The sequence below is a fragment of the Peribacillus sp. NPDC056705 genome (assembly GCF_043656335.1).
This window is the reverse complement of sequence record NZ_JBHTYI010000008.1, coordinates 1-22,330: the sequence shown is the minus strand read 5'-3', so window position 1 is coordinate 22,330 and position 22,330 is coordinate 1. Positions and strand designations below refer to the sequence as shown.

General features: G+C 37.8%; 21 protein-coding genes and 3 pseudogenes. 8 read left to right on the top strand and 16 right to left on the bottom strand.

Features of this window, described 5'->3' with window-relative positions; translation table 11 throughout:
* Nucleotides 1–142: 142 nt before the first annotated feature.
* Nucleotides 143–289, top strand: a pseudogene (locus ACFRAK_RS12580) (CoA-transferase); the annotation flags it as partial.
* Nucleotides 290–445: 156 nt separating this feature from the next.
* Here the strand turns inward: ACFRAK_RS12580 and ACFRAK_RS12575 are convergent.
* Nucleotides 446–568: a hypothetical protein gene (locus ACFRAK_RS12575; RefSeq protein ID WP_387708351.1), complete on the bottom strand. Its 123-nt coding sequence runs from the start codon at nt 566–568 to the stop codon at nt 446–448.
* A 212-nt stretch (nt 569–780) separates the two neighbouring features.
* The gene (locus ACFRAK_RS12570; protein WP_387595264.1) at nt 781–2,067 is read right to left on the bottom strand and encodes a M14 family zinc carboxypeptidase; all 1,287 of its coding nucleotides are present in this window, start codon (nt 2,065–2,067) and stop codon (nt 781–783) included.
* A gap of 229 nt (nt 2,068–2,296) precedes the next feature.
* On the opposite strand from ACFRAK_RS12570, the pseudogene ACFRAK_RS12565 reads away from it, so the two are divergent.
* Both ACFRAK_RS12565 and ftsZ read left to right on the top strand, forming a co-directional pair.
* A pseudogene (locus ACFRAK_RS12565) lies at nt 2,297–2,603 on the top strand (DDE-type integrase/transposase/recombinase); the annotation flags it as partial.
* Between the two features lie 771 nt (nt 2,604–3,374).
* Nucleotides 3,375–4,397, top strand: a complete 1,023-nt coding sequence (ftsZ, locus tag ACFRAK_RS12560; RefSeq protein WP_387595262.1) for a cell division protein FtsZ — start codon at nt 3,375–3,377, stop codon at nt 4,395–4,397.
* 522 nt (nt 4,398–4,919) lie between these two features.
* Here the strand turns inward: ftsZ and ACFRAK_RS12555 are convergent.
* Complete coding sequence (locus tag ACFRAK_RS12555) at nt 4,920–5,822, bottom strand: aldo/keto reductase (protein WP_387595259.1); 903 nt, start codon at nt 5,820–5,822, stop codon at nt 4,920–4,922.
* Nucleotides 5,823–6,107: 285 nt separating this feature from the next.
* Nucleotides 6,108–6,209 (bottom strand): annotated as a pseudogene (locus tag ACFRAK_RS12550) (PTS lactose/cellobiose transporter subunit IIA); the annotation flags it as partial.
* Nucleotides 6,210–6,389: 180 nt separating this feature from the next.
* Here ACFRAK_RS12550 and ACFRAK_RS12545 point away from each other — a divergent pair.
* Complete coding sequence (locus ACFRAK_RS12545) at nt 6,390–6,656, top strand: ribbon-helix-helix domain-containing protein (RefSeq protein WP_394571810.1); 267 nt, start codon at nt 6,390–6,392, stop codon at nt 6,654–6,656.
* 341 nt (nt 6,657–6,997) lie between these two features.
* Here ACFRAK_RS12545 and ACFRAK_RS12540 read toward each other — a convergent pair whose 3' ends face one another.
* Nucleotides 6,998–7,423: a VOC family protein gene (locus tag ACFRAK_RS12540; protein WP_394571809.1), complete on the bottom strand. Its 426-nt coding sequence runs from the start codon at nt 7,421–7,423 to the stop codon at nt 6,998–7,000.
* A 207-nt stretch (nt 7,424–7,630) separates the two neighbouring features.
* Between ACFRAK_RS12540 and ACFRAK_RS12535 the strand changes: the two genes are divergently transcribed.
* Nucleotides 7,631–7,978: a potassium channel family protein gene (locus ACFRAK_RS12535; RefSeq protein WP_387595252.1), complete on the top strand. Its 348-nt coding sequence runs from the start codon at nt 7,631–7,633 to the stop codon at nt 7,976–7,978.
* Nucleotides 7,979–8,338: 360 nt separating this feature from the next.
* On the opposite strand, the gene abc-f is transcribed toward ACFRAK_RS12535, so the two are convergent.
* The 8 genes from abc-f to ACFRAK_RS12495 all read right to left on the bottom strand — a co-directional run bounded on the left by abc-f (nt 8,339) and on the right by ACFRAK_RS12495 (nt 15,819).
* Nucleotides 8,339–9,967, bottom strand: coding sequence for a ribosomal protection-like ABC-F family protein (gene abc-f, locus ACFRAK_RS12530; protein ID WP_394571808.1), 1,629 nt, complete (start codon nt 9,965–9,967; stop codon nt 8,339–8,341).
* Between the two features lie 443 nt (nt 9,968–10,410).
* Nucleotides 10,411–11,280 (bottom strand): cation diffusion facilitator family transporter, encoded by an 870-nt coding sequence (locus ACFRAK_RS12525; RefSeq protein ID WP_394571806.1) that lies wholly within the window; start codon nt 11,278–11,280, stop codon nt 10,411–10,413.
* 206 nt (nt 11,281–11,486) lie between these two features.
* Entirely contained in the window at nt 11,487–12,485 is a 999-nt protein-coding gene (locus tag ACFRAK_RS12520; RefSeq protein ID WP_394571804.1) for a sensor histidine kinase, read from the bottom strand.
* Nucleotides 12,482–13,147, bottom strand: a complete 666-nt coding sequence (locus ACFRAK_RS12515; RefSeq protein WP_394571803.1) for a response regulator transcription factor — start codon at nt 13,145–13,147, stop codon at nt 12,482–12,484. Before ACFRAK_RS12515 ends, ACFRAK_RS12520 begins: the two co-directional genes overlap by 4 nt.
* An 18-nt stretch (nt 13,148–13,165) precedes the next feature.
* Entirely contained in the window at nt 13,166–14,131 is a 966-nt protein-coding gene (locus tag ACFRAK_RS12510) for an alpha/beta fold hydrolase (RefSeq protein WP_394571802.1), read from the bottom strand.
* Nucleotides 14,132–14,334: 203 nt separating this feature from the next.
* Nucleotides 14,335–14,886, bottom strand: a complete 552-nt coding sequence (locus ACFRAK_RS12505) for a dihydrofolate reductase family protein (RefSeq protein WP_387595234.1) — start codon at nt 14,884–14,886, stop codon at nt 14,335–14,337.
* Between the two features lie 137 nt (nt 14,887–15,023).
* A complete protein-coding gene (locus tag ACFRAK_RS12500) occupies nt 15,024–15,191 on the bottom strand; it encodes a hypothetical protein (protein ID WP_394571801.1) in 168 nt (55 codons plus the stop codon).
* Nucleotides 15,192–15,408: 217 nt separating this feature from the next.
* Nucleotides 15,409–15,819 carry a nucleotidyltransferase domain-containing protein gene (locus ACFRAK_RS12495; RefSeq protein WP_394571859.1) on the bottom strand — a complete coding sequence of 137 codons (411 nt, stop codon included), beginning with the start codon at nt 15,817–15,819 and terminating at the stop codon, nt 15,409–15,411.
* Between the two features lie 189 nt (nt 15,820–16,008).
* Here ACFRAK_RS12495 and ACFRAK_RS12490 point away from each other — a divergent pair, with 189 nt between their 5' ends.
* The gene (locus tag ACFRAK_RS12490) at nt 16,009–16,332 is read left to right on the top strand and encodes an antibiotic biosynthesis monooxygenase family protein (protein ID WP_394571800.1); all 324 of its coding nucleotides are present in this window, start codon (nt 16,009–16,011) and stop codon (nt 16,330–16,332) included.
* A gap of 526 nt (nt 16,333–16,858) precedes the next feature.
* On the opposite strand, the gene ACFRAK_RS12485 is transcribed toward ACFRAK_RS12490, so the two are convergent.
* Nucleotides 16,859–17,428: a GNAT family N-acetyltransferase gene (locus ACFRAK_RS12485; RefSeq protein ID WP_394571799.1), complete on the bottom strand. Its 570-nt coding sequence runs from the start codon at nt 17,426–17,428 to the stop codon at nt 16,859–16,861.
* 148 nt (nt 17,429–17,576) lie between these two features.
* Nucleotides 17,577–18,338, bottom strand: a complete 762-nt coding sequence (locus ACFRAK_RS12480; protein WP_394571798.1) for a methyltransferase domain-containing protein — start codon at nt 18,336–18,338, stop codon at nt 17,577–17,579.
* A 436-nt stretch (nt 18,339–18,774) separates the two neighbouring features.
* Here ACFRAK_RS12480 and ACFRAK_RS12475 point away from each other — a divergent pair, with 436 nt between their 5' ends.
* Nucleotides 18,775–20,559 carry a laminin G domain-containing metallophosphoesterase family protein gene (locus ACFRAK_RS12475; protein ID WP_394571797.1) on the top strand — a complete coding sequence of 595 codons (1,785 nt, stop codon included), beginning with the start codon at nt 18,775–18,777 and terminating at the stop codon, nt 20,557–20,559.
* A 183-nt stretch (nt 20,560–20,742) separates the two neighbouring features.
* On the opposite strand, the gene ACFRAK_RS12470 is transcribed toward ACFRAK_RS12475, so the two are convergent.
* Complete coding sequence (locus tag ACFRAK_RS12470) at nt 20,743–21,639, bottom strand: DMT family transporter (protein ID WP_387708451.1); 897 nt, start codon at nt 21,637–21,639, stop codon at nt 20,743–20,745.
* A gap of 341 nt (nt 21,640–21,980) precedes the next feature.
* Between ACFRAK_RS12470 and ACFRAK_RS12465 the strand changes: the two genes are divergently transcribed.
* On the top strand, nt 21,981–22,181 hold the full coding sequence (locus ACFRAK_RS12465) for a hypothetical protein (protein ID WP_387708449.1): 201 nt from the start codon (nt 21,981–21,983) through the stop codon (nt 22,179–22,181).
* Nucleotides 22,182–22,330 lie beyond the last annotated feature (149 nt).

Genomic DNA, 22,330 nt, shown 5'->3' with positions numbered 1-22,330 from the left:
TGCCCCAGGACATGTCCACACATCTGGGATTTATGTACAACGATTAATTCAAGGAAGCAAAGAAAATCGAATTGAAAGAATAACAACTCAATTAATTGGCTGATTAGATGAGGATACATGTAGATAAAGAGCGTTAGGGAGAAAATTATCAAAAAGAGCGGAACAAGAAATTCAATCAGGGAGCTATGTTAACCTTGGAATTGGTATGCCTACCCTTGTTGGAAACTTTATAGAAGAAAATAAACAAGTGGTCCTTCAATCAGAAAATGGGCTGCTTGGAATTGGACCCTAAAACACCTTTGATACCGAAGAAAAAATAATGACGGTCAAATCGATGATAGTGGTGCGGAGCACATCATTAATCCATATTATTTAAATAATAGATTTAGGTGACCTTGAATTAGAGAAGAAGAGGTACACGGAAAAACCAATACAGTAGAAATTTTCATGCCCCCTCAAAAACAAGCAGGAAAAGATTTAAAATGTAAATGAAACCAATATCCTTATTTTGGCGGGTGATCTCGACGGAAATGGAATCGGCATAAATCTTCTCCACCTCTTTTTTCATATACATATCCAAGGTGTGACAGGTACCGACTCAATACCACAATTAATAAAATTTTAGATGTAACAAAAATTTAATGAGACTCTGTATCCTCCAAATTTCTAGAGCCCCTACAATCTATTTAAAACAACAAATAGGAGAGTTAATCACTATGGATAACTCTCCTATTATGGTACATCCTTTAAAAATCAACCGCTTCACAACAACCGCTAAAATTAATGTTTATTCCCAGGGCTTACTCCTAGGGCAGTGCTTGGGATGGCATCATAAACAGCAGGATCGGCGTTTTCAAGGGAACCGTCTGCTAATCCGTTAAGAACCGCTATGACTGGAACCTTTGCTGTTTTTTTAAGCATTCCGTTTTGCTTCTGACCGAGCGTTTGGGTTTGTCCCTTTATTTCAATTAACATCGTGGCTGTGCCATTTAACTGGATGGACCCAAGTCCAGAGCCTGGGTAGTTCACGGTCGGATATTTTTGAATCGCGCCGAAAGAGGAGTTTCCGAGCTGCAACGACTCATAAGCGACGGCATTGACTTTTTTGCTCAAGGTAAGGACATCCTCGTCTAACACATAGTTCTTCCCGCTGAACGGGTCTATATAAGGCTTGGTTGTAAATTGGGCAAGCAGCTGGATGGAAACTGAACGGCTGTCCTCTTCTGACAAGCGGTTAAAGCCTCGGTGATGAATGTCAATGGCAACATCCGGATTTAGTTCTTGGGTCAATTCTGTAAGTGCACGTGTTTCCGGTGAAAAGACAAGTGATGCGTTTGCTCCATTATTTGTGGCACTATTGTTTAACACTTCTGCCACTTTCTGTGGATCCTTTTTAATCTCTTCCATTATGTCAAAATCATAATTCGGATGGAAATCACGATTTAAGTCGAAACCAGGGATCCCGTAAACCACGCTTCCATCATTGTTTTGGGCTCTCTCGCTACCTTCTGCATTGTAATACCAAGGTGCTTTTGTATCAGCTGGAAGGCCTAATTCTTTTGGATTCCATGTTTGATGAGAATACCTGGTTGGAAATTGTTTCCCCTCGTATTGGTTCGCTGTTCCATCAGGATTTAAACGTGGCACAAACCAAACACTCACCTCATCCAACATATCATTTACTTCTTTACTGCCCGATGATAGCTGCTGCATTAACTCAACAATTGCTTCTGTGCCGAGCGGCTCATTTCCGTGAATTTGAGTATAAACAAGGACCCTCTTCTTCTCTGGATCATTGTCACCAAATTTCGCTACATATAGTGGGTACCCATCGTTGGATGTTCCAAATTGCTCAAGCCCCATCTTCCCTTTCGCTGTCTTTTCGATCTGCTTTAATTTGCTTTCCAATTGCTCATTTGACATCAGACCTGATAAGGAAAGGTTCTGTCCATCCTGTACCCAAGGACCATTTGGAGTAGTGACAGGCTCAGCAAAAGCTGTGGTTCCTACAAGAGTGGAAGCCAAAATCCCACTAGTGAGAATGTACTTTAATGCTTTTTTCTTCAATCTTTTCTCCCCCTTATATCTATATAACAAGACAAATATTAGCATATTCTGACTATTTACGAAATAACATATTTGAAAATTATGAAAATTCAATCTTGAATTGGAGATAAAAGGGTATTTTGTCCTGGTGAAGAGAGTTGTCAAAGCTCCGTTTTTCTTCTTTCTCCTCTGGTAGTCTCTAAATCTTGGACACACTGATATTAGTACTCTTAAAATGGACGTGGTCAGTATGGAAAAGGAAAATGTATTTAAGCGGAAACATTGTCAACCTGATATGATTTTGTTAACCGTGAGATGGTACCTGCGGGACAACCTCAGTTTTCGTGATTTGGCTGAAATGATGGAAGAACGCGGCTTATCGATGGCTCACACAACGGTTATCAACAATATGGACCGGAATTAGATGAAAGGGTAAGGGTACGACGTCATCTTAAGCCAACAAAAGACTCCTGGAGAGTGATGAAACGTATATCAAAGTAAAAGGTCAATGGAGGTATCTGTATCGTGCAGTGGATTCCATAGGAAACATGATAGAGCTGACCTGCGGGACAAATAGCGGGATGAGAATTCAGATGACATCCGCGCTGTACCTGCGCCACCTTCACCGGACATGCCTGATTCAGATTGGTTCTCACCGCCTAAACTGATTGATATGAACAAGGCAATCTGAAAAGTGATATAAGTAGGATAAGGATGCCTGCAATTTCTTCAATACTCATATTCACTTCCATGTTCCCCACCTTCTCATTCTTGGTTATATATTTTCCCAATTTTTGCACATACAACTTTAAAACCCAGTTACCTTCACATGAGAAGATTAGCTGGGTTTCTTAATTATTTACATCTACTTATTTATAAAACTATTCGGATTCGACTATAAAAGCCTCTTCATTGTTCAGCAGCCGTGCGATTGCCAATAATATATTTTGGAAACTATATATCAATTTTAAACTCATTTTAGTATACTTTTAATTATTTTTGTATCAGAGCCGTCTTCATAGATACGTATTTGCTTGTAATAATGTATATATATTGATTTAATAGTGGAATTACCTTAGAATAAAAACAAAGATTACCTTTTTAGGATATCGAACCCACCCACCTTTAGCAAAGAATGGAAGGGTTCAATGAAAGGCATTGTCGTTAGGAGTCTCCTTTACTGGACTTCTAACGACAATGCCTTTTTATTTAACTAAATCTAAATATAAGAAAGATAAAACATTTCGAATAAAATGAATGAGTGTTTCCGCTATTTATTTGAATAGTTTGAAACAAGGTAATTTCAATGAACTAGGAGGTCCTATAAAATGGAGTTTGTTACAAGTGTAAACTCATCAGTCAATATTAAAGTAATTGGTATTGGCGGCGGAGGAAATAACGCCGTTAACCGTATGATCGAGCATGGAGTTAAAGGTGTAGAATTCATAGCTGTTAATACTGATGCACAAGCACTTAATTTATCAAAAGCAGAGGTCAAGATACAAATCGGTGCAACATTGACAAAAGGTTTAGGATCAGGGGCAAATCCAGAGGTAGGTAAACAAGCAGTTAAAGAAAGCAAAGAGCATATCCAAGAAGCATTAAAAGGTACAGACATGGTACTCGTTACAGCCGGAATGGGCGGCGGTATAGGAACGGGCGCTGCCCCTGCTATTGCTCAAATTGCCCGTGAGCTTGACATACTAACCATTGGCGTTGTAACACTTCCGTTTGCGTTTGAGGGCCATAAGCGTGCAAAACAAGCAGCAGGCGGAATCGCCTCAATGAAGAAAGCAGTGGACACATTAATTGTTATTCCTAACGATCGCTTATTGGAGATTTTACATAAAAATACACCCATGCTTGAAGCATTTCTTGAAGCGGATAATGTTATTCGCCAAAGTATCCAAGGTATATCGGATTTAATTGCTGTACCAGGTTTAATCAACATTGATTTTGCAGACGTGAAAACAATCATGTCCAATAAAGGATCTGCCTTAATAGGCATTGGCAGGGCAACAGGTAAACATCGCGCTGCGGAAGCTGCAAAGAAAGCCATTTCCAGTCCGTTACTTAACACTTCCATCGACGGAGCCCAAGGTGTGTTAATGAAACTCACAGGCGCCAATATAAGTCTATATGAAGTACAAGAGGCAGCAAATATTGTTACTTCTGCGGCAGACTCAGAGTTAAATATGATTTTCGGTTCTGTTATTGATGAAAACTTAAAAGATGAAATTATTGTAATTGTCATTGCTACTGGCTTGAATGATCAGGAGGTTCCATCATTGAAAATGTCTGCCCGCCCTTCAATAATAGAAATGGAAAAACGACTGTCACAAGAGTTTTGATGCAAAATACGATTATTATAATTCACCAAGACCACTGTTAGTGAAAGTCAAATAGAAGGTATGGAGCAAGAATTATCTGAAAGTCCAGAAAATGGGACACAAACAACTTCCACAAAATCCCTTTTAACCTTTTCGTATCCATAATAAAAGGGTATGGAATCTGAAAACAGTACAAGATCGATTTGTTTTCCCGCATTTTCTATTAATTTACTGCTTTCTTCCGGCATATCATATTGAAAGGAAATGAATTGTACCTCAGGAAACATGGGAAAGTGGGTTGATATGGATTCCAAAAAAATCCTTTGAGCCTATTACCCCGATTTTCATGTTGTTTCACCTCAAATATGAAATAGTATTTTTATTATACGGCAGAATTTTAATAGTACTAGAAAACATTCACCAAAAATCATGGTTTGAAAAGTGAAAGCCCATCTCGTCATTGTTTGCCATTTAAGAATGGGGACCTCTTCACGGAGGTCCCCATTAATGAAGGCATGGTTTCTTGTTTAACGGTACAGTTCATTACGGGATATCATGTCCCATCGAGCTGGTTAAAATATTGAACCATTGCTCTTTTTTCATGCTTAGGTTTAGTGAATCGATGGCGCTGTCCAGTCGTTCTTTCTTACCGGATCCAACGATGGGAATGATTTTTGCAGGATGCCTCAATAGCCATGCATACATCACTTCATCTATTCCATTAGCACCGATTTCTTCTTTTACGATTTCTAACGTTTTTCTTAATCGGGCAGCCTTTTCATTCGATTCCTCAAAGATGCTTCCTCCTGCAAGAGGGGACCAAGCCATAGGAGCCACGCCCGCTTGTTGACATAGATTGACGGTTCCGTCCTCGAAGTTTTCAAGATTATATGCGGAAAGTTCCAGTTGATTCGTCACAAGGGGATATTCAAGGTAAGATTGAAGCATATCCCATTGCGGTTTTTTGAAGTTCGATACGCCAAAGTTACGGACCTTTCCTGATTCTTTTAATTGATTAAACGCCTCAGCTGTTTCCGCCGGGTCCATCAGGGGATCCGGACGATGGATAAGCAATAAATCAATATAATCCGTTTTAAGATTCATAAGAGATTGTTCAACAGACTTTATTATATGGGTTTTACTAGTGTCATAATGGTGACTTTTATGAGAAGGACGGTTTTCGGATTTAAGAACTATGCCACATTTCGTAACGATCTCCATTTTATCGCGTAAAGATGGCTTTAATGAAAGTGCTTTCCCAAAAATCTCTTCACACGTATAGCTGCCATATATATCGGCGTGATCATATGTAGTGATGCCCCGATCCGTTCCATGTTCAATAAGAGATAGGATTTCATCTGTAGAAAATCTCCAATCTGCCAACCTCCACATACCGTGAACAATGCGTGAAAGACTAAAATCTTCAGTTAGATTGACTCTTTGCATGTTTTTCTCCCCTTTTATACCGTGATTAGTCTTGTTAATCAGTTGTTTGTTCTCCATTCCATCATGATTATCCATCGTTAATTCATGTCAGTATTATTTGCTACTGCCATGAACATTAGTATAATTTAAAATTTCGGAGAATCCTAATCTTGAGTGGCCCATAAATGCCATAGCTTAGGTTCATGAATCTATGCTAAAGAAATGCATCGCCGCCTTATTCGAGCATTTTCACCCGTTTGTTCCATAAGAAAAAGACTGCCGCAGCAACCTCTTAAAAGGAATTCATTAGTTCCTTTGTATTTTCTCGTGTAATTCCACGATTTCCATCGCTAAATCTTTTGTTGTCATGGAAGTCATCAGATGATCTTGAGCATGGATCGGGAGCAATTGAAAATATGGTTTGTGTTACAAACTTTGAAATCATAGAAGTGTAAAATCCTTGCTTCACCTCGAACAGCAAAAAAGAAAGCTCCCTGCCTCTTCAATTCTGTACAAGCCTATTTACATTTCCCTACACATATTTGTTTAACTTCAATTAAAGGTATATGATAGATAAAAAGACTGTAGGTGGAACGACTTATTAATTCTGAAACCAGAAAACCAATAAACATTACCCTCAATCCGTACTTGAATAATAGACTCACTAAACTGGCTGAAGAAAAAAATATCCCCATCGAAAGATTGATGGATAAAGCTGTAGATTTGTTGCTTGAATACATGGAAGATAATGAGAGTGTTAATCAGGTAAAATACAGTAATAACGAAGCGATTGAAAAGAATAAAGAAAGTATTGCAAAAAGTAGAGAATTCATTAATAAAAAAACAAGCACTTAACCCCAAGGTAAAGTGCTTTTTCATACTGTAGACAAACTCGATGAAAATCGATTTTGTCTACAGTTTTTTATGGCTTGTACAATTTGGACGTTGCTTGCCACTCCAGGCACTCGCTTTCCGCGGGGCGGTCCGGGAGCCTCCTCGGCTTTCGCCTGTGGGGTCTCCCGTAGACACGCTGTTCCCGCAGGAGTCTCGAACACCCGAACCAATCAACCTTGTTTTAACCTTTAGATAGAATCCTTTTGCCTAGAGTCTTTTTAGAAATATTAAAACTTGAGGTGCTGAGGATGTTTTCTAAAACATGATTCTATTCAGCGAGAACGATTTGAAATGGATCACATTCAAGATTCCGTGATGTCCCACTGCGGATTCCAAACGACTTCCCAAAGGTGTCCATCAGGGTCTTGAAAGTGTGCAGAGTATCCTCCCCAAAAAGTGTCATGTGCCGGATCGGTTACGATTGCGCCAGCTTTTTTTGCTTTTTCCAACACAATATTCACTTCCTCTTTACTACCTACATTGTGACCAAGGGTAAATTCAGTAGGACTTGCCGGAGATAGAGGAACCTTGGCCTCATGAGCTATATCCATGCGATTCCATATGGCAAGCTTTAAGCCTTCTTGCAGGTCGAAAAAAGCAACGGATCCATGCTCAAATTCTTTGCCTGCTATTCCTTCTGTTTGAAATCCCAGGCCATCCCGATAGAATTTCAACGATTTTTCCAAATCATCAACACCTAATGTTATGACAGTAATACGCGGTTTCATGATTGACCTCCTTCTTTTACTTTTACCTTCTATTGGTTATGGTTACCAACACTTTTAGTTCATACCAGATTAAAATCAATACGTTTTTTTGTCAATCTAAAAGGAATTCCTGTATAGTAGAATGATTAACCGATCAAGCTCGATATCAGGATATACTAATTCACTTTACTTAAAATGGAATGAAACCGAAAGGAAAAGGAATTACCAATGATTTCATTTATCCTCACCTTGAAACGTTTCCTAAAGGCTCTATGGTCTGCTTTTAAATTGAAGAACTTCCAGGTTCTTTTCGTATTGGTCCTGATTATGTTACTTTCCGGCACAATTTTCTATGTTAAGCAGGAAAGTCTGACTGTGATTGAATCCCTTTACTTCTGTGTTGTTACTCTTAGTACGGTTGGGCATCCAAGTTTTGAACCGCAGACAACATTTGGAAAAGTGTTTACAATGATTTATATTGTAGGCGGCACCGGATTATTTATGGGCTTAATAGGATACCTTGCATACGCAATCATAAAGAAACCGGAAAACGAGAGCAACAGCAGAAAAATCTGAATGCATAGGAATGCTTAAAATAATTGGCATTCCTTTTTGATTGGTTTTAATAATCACCGTTCAAAGGACCAAGTGAAGGTTCTCCCTCAAATTACTGAAGTTTGAGCAAGGACCTTTATTCCTCTATGTATTGGTTTTATTCAGTTGCCGTGGCAGGATACGGATTACTGATTTTTTCGTAATTTCCCCCTTTCCCTATATAGCGTCATCCAAAGTGACTATTGAGTCACTTCGGAAAAACTGCCATTTGATAAAATCTCCATATATTTCTTATACCAATCAAGATTAATTAGGACTCATCCATTTTATTGCTATTTTATATTCACCTACTTTAACCGGGCAATTAATAATGGATGGCACTTAATCTTCAAGCTCCTTTTTCTTGTTCAAGAGATGGAGGTATTCCCTATCCAATTCCTCCTTTTCCTCTTCCTTCATTACACTGGACAGCTTCCCAAGGGTCTCGGCGATTTGCACTTCAATCATAAGAAGTTCAGCCTGTTTATCTAGATGACCATCTTTAAGCGTAGCCGATTTAGTTGATTTCTGATTGATAGCACATACTCTCGGAGGTTCATCTTCAAATGAAAGTGCATGTGTTGCAAGCGATTGAATCAATGAACGATCATGAGTCACAAAAACGATCGTTCCTGGATATGCTTTTAACACCTCGGTTAGAGCCTCTTTAGTTTGAATATCCAGGTAATTTGTAGGTTCATCCAAAACCAGTACATTATAGTTTCCCAAAAAAACTTTTGCCAGGGAAGCTCTGACTCTTTCCCCACCGCTTAAAAGGGATACTTGTTTGTGAACATCATTTCCTTTAAAAGCTAATCGGGATAATAGCGTACGAATAAAGGATTGATTGTAGGGACTTTCCTCCAATATATTTTCAAGAACCGTTTTACTTTCATTCAAGTTTTCTTGTTGTTGGGCAAAAAATCCAATTTTTGCTGGCTTAGCGACATATAAATCTGGGTGCTGCTCCACTATCTTTTTCAATAATGTCGTTTTTCCTGAACCATTTTGACCATTGATGGCGAGTCGGCAAGCTAGGGGGACATCTCCAAAAATATGTTGTTTCAGTATCCTTGACCCGACTTTCAGGGAACAGCCATTAAATCGAATGACCCTTTTGCTATGCAAAGATGGAAATGCCGAAATATCAAAGATTATAGGGGGATCTTCCTTCGGCTTTTCTTTTTTTGCTAATTTTTCGATTCTAGTTTCAATCGCTTCAGCGGAACGATTCAATTTCGCCTTCTGTTTCCCGGAGCTCCGTTTATGGAGCCTTGCTTCTGAATTGCCCATTCGTTTAGGGGCTTTCCTAATTGAATCAGATTTGGCTTGGAGGTTTTGGGCAGCCTGTTTCAACCGATTCTTTTCACGGGTATACTCTTCATATTGCTTATTTTCCTTTTCTGTTTTTGCTTGCTTTTGTTTGATATACGCTTCGTAATTCCCTTCATATACAGTTAACTTGCCTTGCTCGACTTCCCATATTGTTGTACACAGGTGATTTAAGAAAGCTTTATCATGTGAAGTAAGCAAAATAGCGCCATTAAAAGACTTTAAATCCTTTTCCAATTGTTCAATTCCGGATATATCCAAATGGCTGGTAGGTTCATCCGCAATCAATACATCCGTATTGGAGGACAGGGCTGCGGCGATTTTCCTTCGAGTACGCTCGCCGCCGCTTATGATTTCTTGATTCTCATTGGGCAGTTTCCATATGCTCGTTAACTCCCCGCTTATTTCTTGTTCATTTTCTTCAATTTGCGGGATATAGCCGACTGTTCGATAGCTTTCTATATGACCTGTATCGGGTTCCCTCACGCCCGCTAGGATAGAAAGCAAGGTCGTTTTACCTTCTCCATTCCTACCAACCAATCCAACACGGTCATGGCTGTAAAGATGAAGTGAGTCAACGGAAAGAACTTCACGGTTCCCGTAACTTTTCTTTAAATCATTCGCTTTTAAAAATAACATGAAAAATCCCCCTCTATTTTTCTAGAGAGAGATCGCCTGTTACTAAATTAATATACATAAACCAAATATACCTCATCTGATTTGATAACAGATAAAGCAGTTGTATATGAATTAGTCCCTATAAACGAACAGACGAATCCCATCTCTAAACATGATCATTAAAAATCTCACAAGGGTATCTCAATAGATTCTTGTTCAAATGAAATGGTGATTCACGTTACTCACCAATAAACCCGGTAAGCAAACAAAGTGACACGTATTTTTTTGAACATATCTAACCGATTACACCCATTGATATAGATTTAGATTTACTGTTTATTTGATAAGATTACTGCTTCATTGTATAAGGTACCTTTTCCTTCCAATGTAATGAATGATTGCATATTATTCATATGTTTGTAAAGCCATTTTATTCCCTTTTTATTAATGCTCAAGGGAGAGAATTAATTGGGCTCCACATGGACATGAACATCATACACTCCATGATCCTTCATCATCACTTTCTCGACATGGGTCGCTATATCATGTGCTTCTTTAATATCCAAGGTAGAATTGACAAGGATGACAACATCAATCACTTCATTATTCCCGTAATTTCTCCCTTTAATTTCTTTTATCCCCTTGACTCCATCCACATTTGTAATTACATCCTTATATAGATGAATTTTATTTTCATCAAACCCGTCAGAAAGTTCATGCGAGGCTTGAATGAAAATCTCCCAGGCTGTTTTGCATATCAATAATCCAACTATGATGGCAGTAAGGGAATCAAGCCAAGGCATATTTAATTGGGAACCGAAAATCCCAATAGCTGTTCCGATACTTACCCAAGCATCGGAAATATTATCTTTTGAAGCTGCCATAACGGCTTTACTATTAATTTTTATAGCAAGCTTTTTATTATATCGGTATACAAAATACATGGCTATTGCTGATAAAATACCTACATACCCTGCAATAATGTCAGGTGATTCCTTTCCACCTTTAAGCATGGAAGCAACGGCATCTATTAAAACTTGTATACCAACAGCAAACATGATGAATGAAGCTACCATCGAAGCAATCGTTTCACTTTTCCAATGACCATAACCATGATCTTTATCGGGGGGTCTTTGAGCTAGCCTTAAACCGATCAGCACGGCAATGGACGCGATAATATCGGTCGTGTTGTTCAAACCATCCGCTTTCAAGGCCGCTGAGTCGCTTATGTATCCTATAACAAGTTTCATGATTGATAGACAAATATAAGCAATGATACTAATGATTGCACCACGTTCGCCTAATTTGAGGTCATTATATTTTTGTTCTTCCATTCAACTTCCCCCCACAATTAAGTACCTGAATATCATATCAACTTAAAAATGGGTGGGTCTATAGCAACCTTTTTGTATTACTTTATATAAGTAAGTGATATATAACTATGTTGCATAGGGCAAACTATCTGAAAAGAATGATATTGATGAATCCTTGACAAAATCCCCGGATATTAATGCCGTAAAAATAACGAATCAATTGAGACTTATATCGTTTTTTCGGCTGTAAAACAAAATGAAGTTCCGCTTTCGTTTGATTGCAAATTATATTTTATATGTAGTGTTTTGGCTATATCCTCAATTATTTTTAAACCAAGCCCCTTACTTTTACTATCGATATCAAAACCAATTCCATTATCCTTTATACTGATCCCATTATTTTCAATGGTTATCACAAGTTTATCAGCCCTCGAGTGATTCAAGACATTTTGGAAAACATTATCGAATAACCTTTGAAGCCACAAGTCATTACTTATCCATTCCAACTTTCCATGTAATGGATGATAAATTAATTCAATACCATGCATGTTATACAAATAGCCCCATTTTTTAACCATCATTTCTATTAAATCGTGCATATTCACTTCATCATTTAAGATATAAGAATTATCTAAAGCATCTGTGGATTGTATTTTATATTCATTTGTTAATTCGGAAATATAATCAATTTGTTGATATAGTGATTGCAATAGTGGAACTTGATCCGTATATTGCCCTTCTAAATAAAACAATTGTAATCTTATTGCTGTTAAAGGGGTATTGATGTCATGCCTTAATTTATTCAAGAGTTCCTTTTTCATTTCCTCCTGTTGTTTTAGTTCCAATTCCCGAAAGGTCGTTCTTTCTATCAATAAGTTCACAGATTTAGTTAATTTCCCGATTTCATCATTGCTTTTAATCTCTAAGATATTCGGAATCTCCTTATCACTAGCTAAATTCCTGATGGTTTCATTCAATATATTTATTTTATTTAATAGCGAGTTAATAGATTTGGAAAATAAGAAGGCTAACAATAATAATGTTAAAATGAATACCCCAAGCATTGTTGGATATGCAAAAGATTGATGAAAAGGAATGTCATCATTTTTGGTTTTAAAGGCAAAATCATAAATGATTGACATAAGGATACTGATTAACAGTAATATAAATGGCACGCTAATAACGGCGATAAATAATAATAGCTGATATTTTTTCTTTAATTTCATTTCTTTATATAGGTATTCAATCTATACCCTTCCCCATATATATTTTGGATGATCTCACCGTTGTTATCATTGATTTTGGTTCTAACTTTTTTTATATGTACATTAATGATATTTTGATTCCTATCTTCGAGCTGCCATAAATATTCAAAGAAATGTTCTTTCGTTAAGATCCGATCCCTATTTTCATATAAATAGAAAAATATTTTACGCTCTATCGCAGTAAAAACCACTTCATTGCCATTATTGAATACCTTCTTATGTTCGGCATCTATATATATATGCTTAATTTGCGTGAAAGTACCATATTGATTATCCAGCAATTTCTGCATTCTTATCAATAGCTCCCTGGGATCAAAAGGCTTAGTCATATAATCCTCACCCATTGTCAAACCTTGGAGTTTGCTTTCGATATCATTTCGGGCAGATAGAAAAATAACTGGAATATTTAATCCTAGACTTTTTACTTTCTTGGTAATTTGATAGCCATCATCTCCTGGCAGCATAACATCCATAATGACTAAATCCATTTCATGGATTATATCTATAATATCTTTTCCATCTTTCATCCAACGTACATTGTATTCTTCGCGTTGCAAAATTTTTTTCAATAAATCACCAATCATCAAGTCATCTTCAACTATTAAAATATTATATCTTTTCATCACAAAACCTTTCTTTATTCATTTGATAAATTCCATGGCAAGATCATATATCTCATCTGGCGCATATAAATATATGCTGTGGGTCCCTTTCAGTTTTATTACATCGGCTTTTAATAGTTTCTCTGCAAACTTCTCATAATCTTCATTTTTTTGTTTTGTATATTTAGAATCCTTATTTTCATCGGCAATCGCATCTAAAAATAAAATGGGTGTACCTTTTGGAATCGGCAAGCTCACTGATTTTTTCCCATTACTGTAACTCTGTAAAAGCTCTTGCTCCATATCATCATTAAAAAACTGTTTATATGATAGTGCTTTATATATTTCCTTTTCATGGTCACTTAAGAATGATTGCCGAATCACTTCGGGATTATAAACAGCAGAAGGAAAAAGGCGGTGCAAACCCATTTTCGTTAAAATATTCACTCCTCTTACAGTCAATGAATCTACCATGCCCATTTTATGAGTTACATATTGGTGCGGTAAACCAATATCCAAAGCAATGATTCCCTTTACTTCACTTGGGTATTTTTGTGCCCAGTAAATTGCTTCGATACCTGATATTGAGTGTGGAACCAAAAAATAAGGAGGTTTATTTCCACTTTCCATCAATGATTTCCTGCTTTGTTCCAATATTGTATCAATATCCCTATCATCGTGAAAAACATCACTGTATCCATATCCAGCTCTTTCAATGACTGCAATTTTATTTTCTTTTGCAAACTTACTATATAATCCTTTCAATTCATAAACTGGAGCCGCAATCCCGGAACCGGACATAAAAACGTATGTATCCTCACCGCTGCCTTCCGTATATACATTAATTCCTTTGTTATTAAAATCAACCGATGTTCCTTCTCTAATTAATGATGATTCCTTTCCCTTTTGATAATTATGGTAAATAAAAACAGCTATTGCTACAAATATGATAATAGCAATGAAGGTAAAAAATATATTCTTTGATACTTTCAACATTTTCCTCATAGAAAAACTCCTTTCAAGTGATACTGAAAGGATATATGTTAAAAATAAATTTCTAATTAATTTTCTTTGAATATTTTAACTTCTCACTTTTGAAAAGTTTTAATAACCAATGAATTTCATCAAAAAAAAGCTGCTCCAAAGCAGCCCTAACTATTGAAGGAAAGTCTTTAAGAATGAAGTATTGGCAGCCCTCCACCATATTCCTAAGTATAAATAATATTATATGTAGGTTTAATCACTCCGTTTGGATATTGTTTCATGTCAACTAAATCCAATTTTAGACTTGGCTTAACGCTGCCGAAAAGAGGAGTGCCGTCACCGATTATGACTGGATTCACTTTCAGCACCAATTGATCAATGAGTTTATGTTTTAATAACGTTCCAGCCAATTCTCCGCCCCCGCAAAGCCATAGCTTTCCGTCACCTTGCAGCTTGAGGTTTTCGATAAACGCTACGGCATTTCCTTCGATAAGTTCTACCTCCTCATTCGATTCAAACTGAAGGGAGCTCGAGAATATATAATGTTTCAATCCCTTATAACCTGGTTCACCCGGTTTAGCTCCGAATTGAAATCCAAATTCATATGTTTTCCTTCCCATCAACACCGCTTCATATTGCTGGATATCGGATAAAAAGTCTGGGACATGATCTCCTTCAAATAAGAAAAATGATTGATTGATATTCCCATCCAACATTGCTTGATCGGCAATGAAATTGTCCAGTGAAACAGCTACATGATATACCAATTCTGCCACTTAGTCATCCCTCCAAAAGTGATTACACATTTTACACGAACAACGAGTGTCCTATAACCTTCAGATAACCATATCCATTATACTCTTGATATGGTCTTCATTTATTTCAACACCCACTTGCGTACATAGGCATTTATTTAGTCTAGGAATTCTGGGATCATACGTCTCAACGTTTTTATCATTTCATTTGAATCACGGCCACAATCCCAACTTTCCAACAGGGATAATTGCTTTTTAGCTAATATACTTCTATTTCCTTCGATTTTTGTCCATACTCCATAGGGCACATCAACATGTACTTCCATTTCCATATACCACCCAGACACAATCAGCCATCGTATCTTATCAAGATTGGATAGTGCATATAACATTTCTCTCCTCATGACGGCTCTGTAGGTTTCATGGACAAAGGCAAGCAGCTTTCCTCTCCAATGTTCAACTTCATCCGGTGAAGGTTTATACACTTGTTTTGCGGATTCATTAATAACATGACTCAGAATATTAATAGGATCATAAAGAACTTCAGCCTCTTTTTAACCAAATGGAGGGTACAATTTCCTCAGGTGCGTGATACCAGCTATCCACTTTCACAAATGCATCATAATGAGTGACCACATACGGTGAGGAAGGATTGTAGTCTTCTTGAAAGGAAACATCGCCCCAATTATTGGCTCTACCCCTTTTTCCCTTTAAAAATTCCGCTTTCCGTTTTGGAATAACAATGGTGTGTAAATCTATATCAGAGTAGTTATCATGGTTTCCTTTTGCTAATGAACCGGCTATGTAAATAGCCAAAACATCAGGATCTGCTGATAAATCTTTTAATGCATTTACCAAAAGAATATCTCGTTGTTTCGGTAAAAATGCATCCCTTTCTATATGTTTGCTAACGAATCCCGCACACAAAACCATCTCCTTTTTTTGTAAAACCATCAAGGTAATATATATTCGTGCATCAAGAATAAAATCCCTTCCGAAGAATTGCGGTGTCAGTGATATATACCGTTTCTTAGCTCCTTGTTTTCTTGGCGGATATCAAGGAACCGCTTTACCTGGCATCTATCCATGTCCTCACCTATGTGGTATTATTTTGAATATTTAGTTAAAAGGGGGCATCTTTTCATGTTTGCAAATACTCCCGAACCACCCTATTACGCTTGTATTTTCACTTCACAAAGAAGCGATAAGGATGCCGCAAGCTACCATTCAACCGGGGAATTGATGGATGAACTTGCCGCTCAACAAGATGGCTATTTAGGAGTTGAAAGCGTAAGAGATCAAAACGGGTTAGGAATTACCGTATCCTATTGGAAGTCCCTGGATGCCATAAAGCTTTGGAAAGAAAATGCCGCTCACAAAAAAGTACAAGAAAAAGGGATGAAAGATTGGTGCTCGTCATACTCAACACGAATTTGCAAGGTTGAAAGAGATTATACAGGCAAGTGAGGAAACTAAGATTTCATATACATAGATGGTTTTTCATGAAATTTCCAACTATAGAAAAAGACCGCTTTTTTAGCGGTCTCTTATGTAGACAAACTCGAATAAAAGCAGATTAGCCTTCAGTTTTAAAAATATTCAGTTGATTTCAGAAATCCGCTCCATTTCCGCCGACTGTCTGCCAAGCCTCCTCGCGGTTAACAGCTGTCGAGTCTCGGCAAGCCAGTTACTCGGCAGGAGTGTCGCAAATTTCTTCATCCAATGAGGGTTTCATCCATAAAAAATATACTACGTTTGGTTTATAATCACGGTTAGGAGTGAGACCATTTAGAATCTCCAAGTTCCAGTTGATTTTAAATCAAAGTTGATTGGATCGGGTGTTCGAGACTCCTGCGTGGACAGCGTGTCTAGGGGAGACCCCACATGCGCAAAGACCGCCGAGGAGGTTCCCCGATCGCCCACAGAAAGCGAGTTCCCTACGTACAAATTTTATAAACAAAAGTTAAAAACATTACCAAATTTTCTTTTAAAATCATGATAAAGAATTAAAGGACATATCATTAAAATCTTCTTTTATGAGTGAGTACATATATAAATCATCGAATTTACCACAAGTATATTCATAATGCCTTAGCAATCCTTCTCTTCTAAATCCTTGTTTTTCCACGAGTTTTTGGGATGGGTGATTATCAGGTTCAATTAACGCTTCAATCCTCTCCAGGTGAAAGTGGCGATAACCATACTTAACAACAGCTTCAAATGCTTCACTAGCAATGCCCTTTCCCCAATGATCCTTAATTAACTCATATCCAATTTCAGCTCGATGATGCTTGGTGACCATATTCAGAAAACCGCAACTTCCTAAAACCTTACAGGAATCTTTCAATGTAATTCCCCATCTGATTCCCGTACCTTCCTGGAATATAGATTCGTACCATTTAATTTCATCCCATACGTCATTTACTGTTTGGCACGGATCTAACCCCATTGGCTTCACTACATCTATATCAGATAAATATTTAAACATATCACCCGCGTCTTCTATTGTTACTTCCCTTAAGATCAATCGTCGTGTTTCAATAATCGGAAATACCTTCTCCAACCAATATCCCTCCCCAAAGTCCCTTTTCCATACGTTACTGATTTAATCATTACCTAATTAAAGCCGATAATCAACGCTTTATTGTATAAAGAAATAATGATAATAGCAAAAAGGCGTCCCTACTTTCGTAGAGACGCCTTTTTGCCGTTTACTTGATTCCTTCATTAATAGAATTCGGTTCCTTTACTGCTGAAATCATTAAAAACATGGGCCTTCGATTTTCATCTTTCATTTCAGGAACACTTTTTAACAGATTATCAGAAGGCATCGGTTCCTTTACAGCTCTTACGCTAAAACCAGCACCAATCAAGTCATTTATATATGTTGAAATCGTACGATGGTACTTGACTACGTTTTCGGTTAAGAAGGTTGTTTCTCTCACACCTTCGAATTGATAATTGTCAACTGGCCAATGCAGATGATTGCCGTGATCATCTACATACCAAGCTTGTTCTTTGCGGGAAGTAAAGATTGGATGTTCAACCGAGAATACAAATGCGCCTCCAGGCTTTAAACAATCATGGACCTTTTTACAGATTGACTCATAGGACTCAATGTAATGAAAAGCCAACGAACTGATAACCACATCAAATTCAAAGCCGGAAAAATCGATGTCTTCAATGGGCATTTTCATATATGAAATGGAAGGATCATCCGTTTTTTCACGTGCTCTTTGTAGCATGTTGCCTGAAATATCCACACCAACGACGGAACTGGCCTGTTGCTCTCGGGCAAATCGGCAATGCCAGCCGAAACCGCATCCCAAATCAAGTACACTCTTATTATGCAGATTTGGCATTAGCTCTTTTAATACATGCCATTCTCCAGCAGCTTCAAGTCCTTTGACCGACCGTGGCATTTGCTCATACGCAGAAAAGAAATTTGCATCATCATATTTGTTTTGTTTCACAGTCATACATCTCCTATAATTCAAGATTGCCTCCTAAGATTAATACCACTTCTATTACAGGAGGCTACCTATCTCCTTCCCACCATTATATTCACCTCATTTTCTTGATAAAAATCCCTGTCTTTATACTAACACGTTGCTTATTTCCTACCTCGCCATCTGAAATTCAAATTACTGCAAATCTCTTTTGACAATTAGTTGTAATCCTTGATTTCAACAAGATAATTTGTACACATCAGGACTTATCTCCTAATTCCCTTTAAAAGAAGAAGTCTTTTTTACTCAACCTTAATAAGTTATCGAGAAGATAAGCAAACTATACCATATTGCAGCTATACGGAATTCTACCTAGGCTTAGTTCGCTACAAATTAATCCAGGTAGACTAAAAGGGTAAATGTATATCGCTTAATCAAAATGTATTGGGGTGAATGTTTTATGAGAATGAAAAAAGCATTAATAGGTCTCTCACTCTTATGTATGATTGTTCCTGGCATTGCCAAATCGGCTGATTCCGTTGCTGAAAATAATCGAAGCAATATCGTAGCAAATTGGAAATTCACAAAACAACATGTTAAAAGCGGTTCAATCGATAAAGGTAATTTAATTATAGAAGATACAAGCAAGCATGGAAATGATTTAGAGTTGGTGACGATTGGTGATCCTGCCTCGCCTGAATTAAATAAAATGATTCAATGGTCTGAAGAAGATTATCATGATGAAGAAAAAGTGAATAGCTTGGAGTTCGCTAATTACGAAAATGCCCCTACAGGTAGGTATTTCAAAACCAAAAAGGATGCACCTATCAATTCGGATAAATTCGATAAGGGCTTTACCATTGAAGCGATTTTTAAGTTGCCAAGTGATTCCAAGAGTCTCATGGGGCTTTTCTCTAGACAAGGACAGGCTGCAGATCTTAATAAAATGGAAGGCGAGAAGAAAATCCTTTCTTCTTTAACTGTATCCAGTGATCAAAAAATCCACTGGACAAGTCATCCATCTAATTTAAATTATAATGTAAGCAATTGGTCTCGATCATTAAATGCTGATGAATGGTACCATTTGGCCGTTGTTAATGATGGTGACACGACGACTTTAACATTGAACGGCATAAGTGATTACGGAAAATCAGAAAAAGTAATAGGTATTGCAGCAGTTAAAGGTAAAGGCTGGAACATCGGGGCATCTGAGTGGGGAAATAAGTTTAATGCACTATTCAAAGGGAATATCCAGGAAATCCGAGTTGCTAGAAAGGCTTTAACCGAGAAAGAATGGCTTGTGCAAGATGCCCGTGACGATGAACCATTCGAAGGATCAAACAAAGCTTTACCCTTTCTAATGAATAAGAAGAATTATAATTTTCTTTTTGTTCCAGATACCCAGAAATATTCAAGTCAAAATCCAGAGATATTCAATAGCCAAATGAACTGGATTTCCAATAACACTAAGAAGAACAATATTATCATGAATACATTTGTTGGGGACATAATCGATAGTGATTTAGAAAAACAATGGCAGAATTCCCTCGGTGCCATTTCCCTTTTGGATAAAAAGGATGTTCCATATATGATGGCGGCCGGGAATCATGACTATGCGGACGGAGACCCTTTCTTAACACATTATGGGCCGCAGCGTTTTTTGAATAAAACATACTATAAGGGGTCGTCTCCCTCTGGGTATAGCTCATATGCAATCGCTAAGGCAGGGAGTTATGAATACTTAGTCTTGATAGTCGATATGAAAAATCTGCATAAGGACCTGGAATGGTCAAAAAAGGTTCTAGATCTGCATAAAGATAAACCGACAATCCTCGTCTCCCATGATATTATCTTTCCAAAGCTTAAGGATGATAAAACTCTCGCCGTCGAGTCGTCTAATGGCCGGCTGATTTGGAATGAACTTGTAAAGTACCATAATCAAGTGTTCATGACGGTTAATGGGCATTATTTTGGGATAGCACATCGGGTAAAACAAAATGCAGCAGGAAATGATGTCATTCAAATGTTGGTCAATTACCAAACGAATTATCGAGGGGGGAATGGCTGGCTAAGACTTGTAGAGTTTGATGAAAAGAAAAATGTATTGGTATTCCGGACCTATTCGCCATTTGTCGACGAAATGTCTAAAAAAGAAAAATCCTATATCGATTATAAATTTTTAACAGGTGAATATAATTCATTTAAATTGGATTGGGACTTTAAGAATAGATTTAATTTTAAGTAATTAAAAGAGGAGGAGAAAATCCAATTCCCCAGGTGCAAGGTGTAACTGATCGGATCTCAGCAACCTGGGTGAATTCCTTTATTGGGTGCCCTCCTATGTGTTTAGTCTTTCAAGAAGGATATACGTTCATTCTTCATGATGGATTTATAATGATGCGATTTTTCCAGTTGGTTTAAATAACTATCATGCTGCTTTTTTCATTACCGATTTATACTTTCCGAACCCATTAACGACGAGAACCCCTAATATCGCAATCCCGCCGCCAATGACTGAAAGAGTACTAGGCACTTCCCGCAGCCAAACCCAAGCGACGAAAATGGCAATCACAGGTTCAAGGTATAACAAGCTGGAAACGGAACTGGCTTTTCCTAATGAAAGTGCGACTGCCCAAGTTACATAACCGATGGCCGCAGGAAAAATACCAACAAAAACCGCTGATAAATGACCTTCCATTGTAGCATGTTGAATTTCTTGAAATAGCCCAGGAAAAAATATGAAAAAGGGTATTGTTCCGATCCATGTGAAATAAGCTGTCAATTCAATCGGATTATAGCGGCTTAACAGCGGCTTTTGGAAAACAAAAAACACTGCAGAAGCAATAGCAGACATCAGCACTAAAAATGCACCTTCAGAAATATTCAAGGAAGGGCCTGCAGTACCTAATGTTATTAAAGTGATCCCTGCGAATCCTATACCTAAACCAATCCATCCGAATAGGCCGAGGCGTTCTTTTAATACGAACGAAGCAATGATCGCGATGAAAACAGGTGCTGAACCAATCAGCATTCCAGCCGTTCCCGCCGAAACGGTTTGTTCCCCGAATGTCACCCCGATATGATAAATACTAATACCAATAAATGCAAGGATCGATATCCTAAGCAAATCCTCTTTTTTCGGGAATCGAAATTTCACCCCAGGCCATAGAGCATAAAGGGCAAAAATCCCTGAAGCTATAAGATAACGCACAAGTACCAAATGGCCGGCTGAATACCCGCCATGCAAGCTTGCGCGAATAGCAGCGAAAGTAGATCCCCAAATAATAACTGAAATTGATGCCAATAAAAACGCCTTAGTGTTCAAAACCTATTCCTCCCAACCATTCACTATAAACTGAAGGTATCATGGATATGTGAGAACTTCAATATAATTTCTATCTCGCTGTGAAGTGAAACAGTAAAAATAACGAATCAGAGTACATTCTGAGATGTAATCATCGCTGACGAAATTTTATTAAATATGAGATTGGATTGGAAATCTTTATAGATGGATCAGGGTAGAAAAATGTTTATCCACAAAGTTCTAGAAAAAAGTAATACAAAGTTGATTGGAGAGGGTGTGCGAGACTCCAGCGGGAAAAGAGTGTCCAGGGGGAGACTGCACAGGCACAAACGCGCCGAGGGCGAACCTCATGTGGAAAGTGAGTGCCTGGAGGCAATGCTCAAATTGTAAACCCTAAAAATTGGGTTATACCTGCATTATCCTTCATGTTTTTTTACTGTAAGCCTTATTGGATTGAAGAAATTTGCGACACTCCTGCAGAATTACTGGCTAGCCGAGACACCGCAGCCGCTTGCGGCCAGGAGGCTTGGCAGACAGTCGGCGGAAAGGGAACGGATTTCTGAAATCAACTGGAACGATTTTTAATAAAAAAACTGTAGCCAAACTCGATTTTCATTGAGTTGAACTGCCCCGTAAATGTTAGACACCAACTAACATTTATGGGGTGTTTTTTATGGCCAATTTTTCTGCCGAACAGAAAATATTCATTACA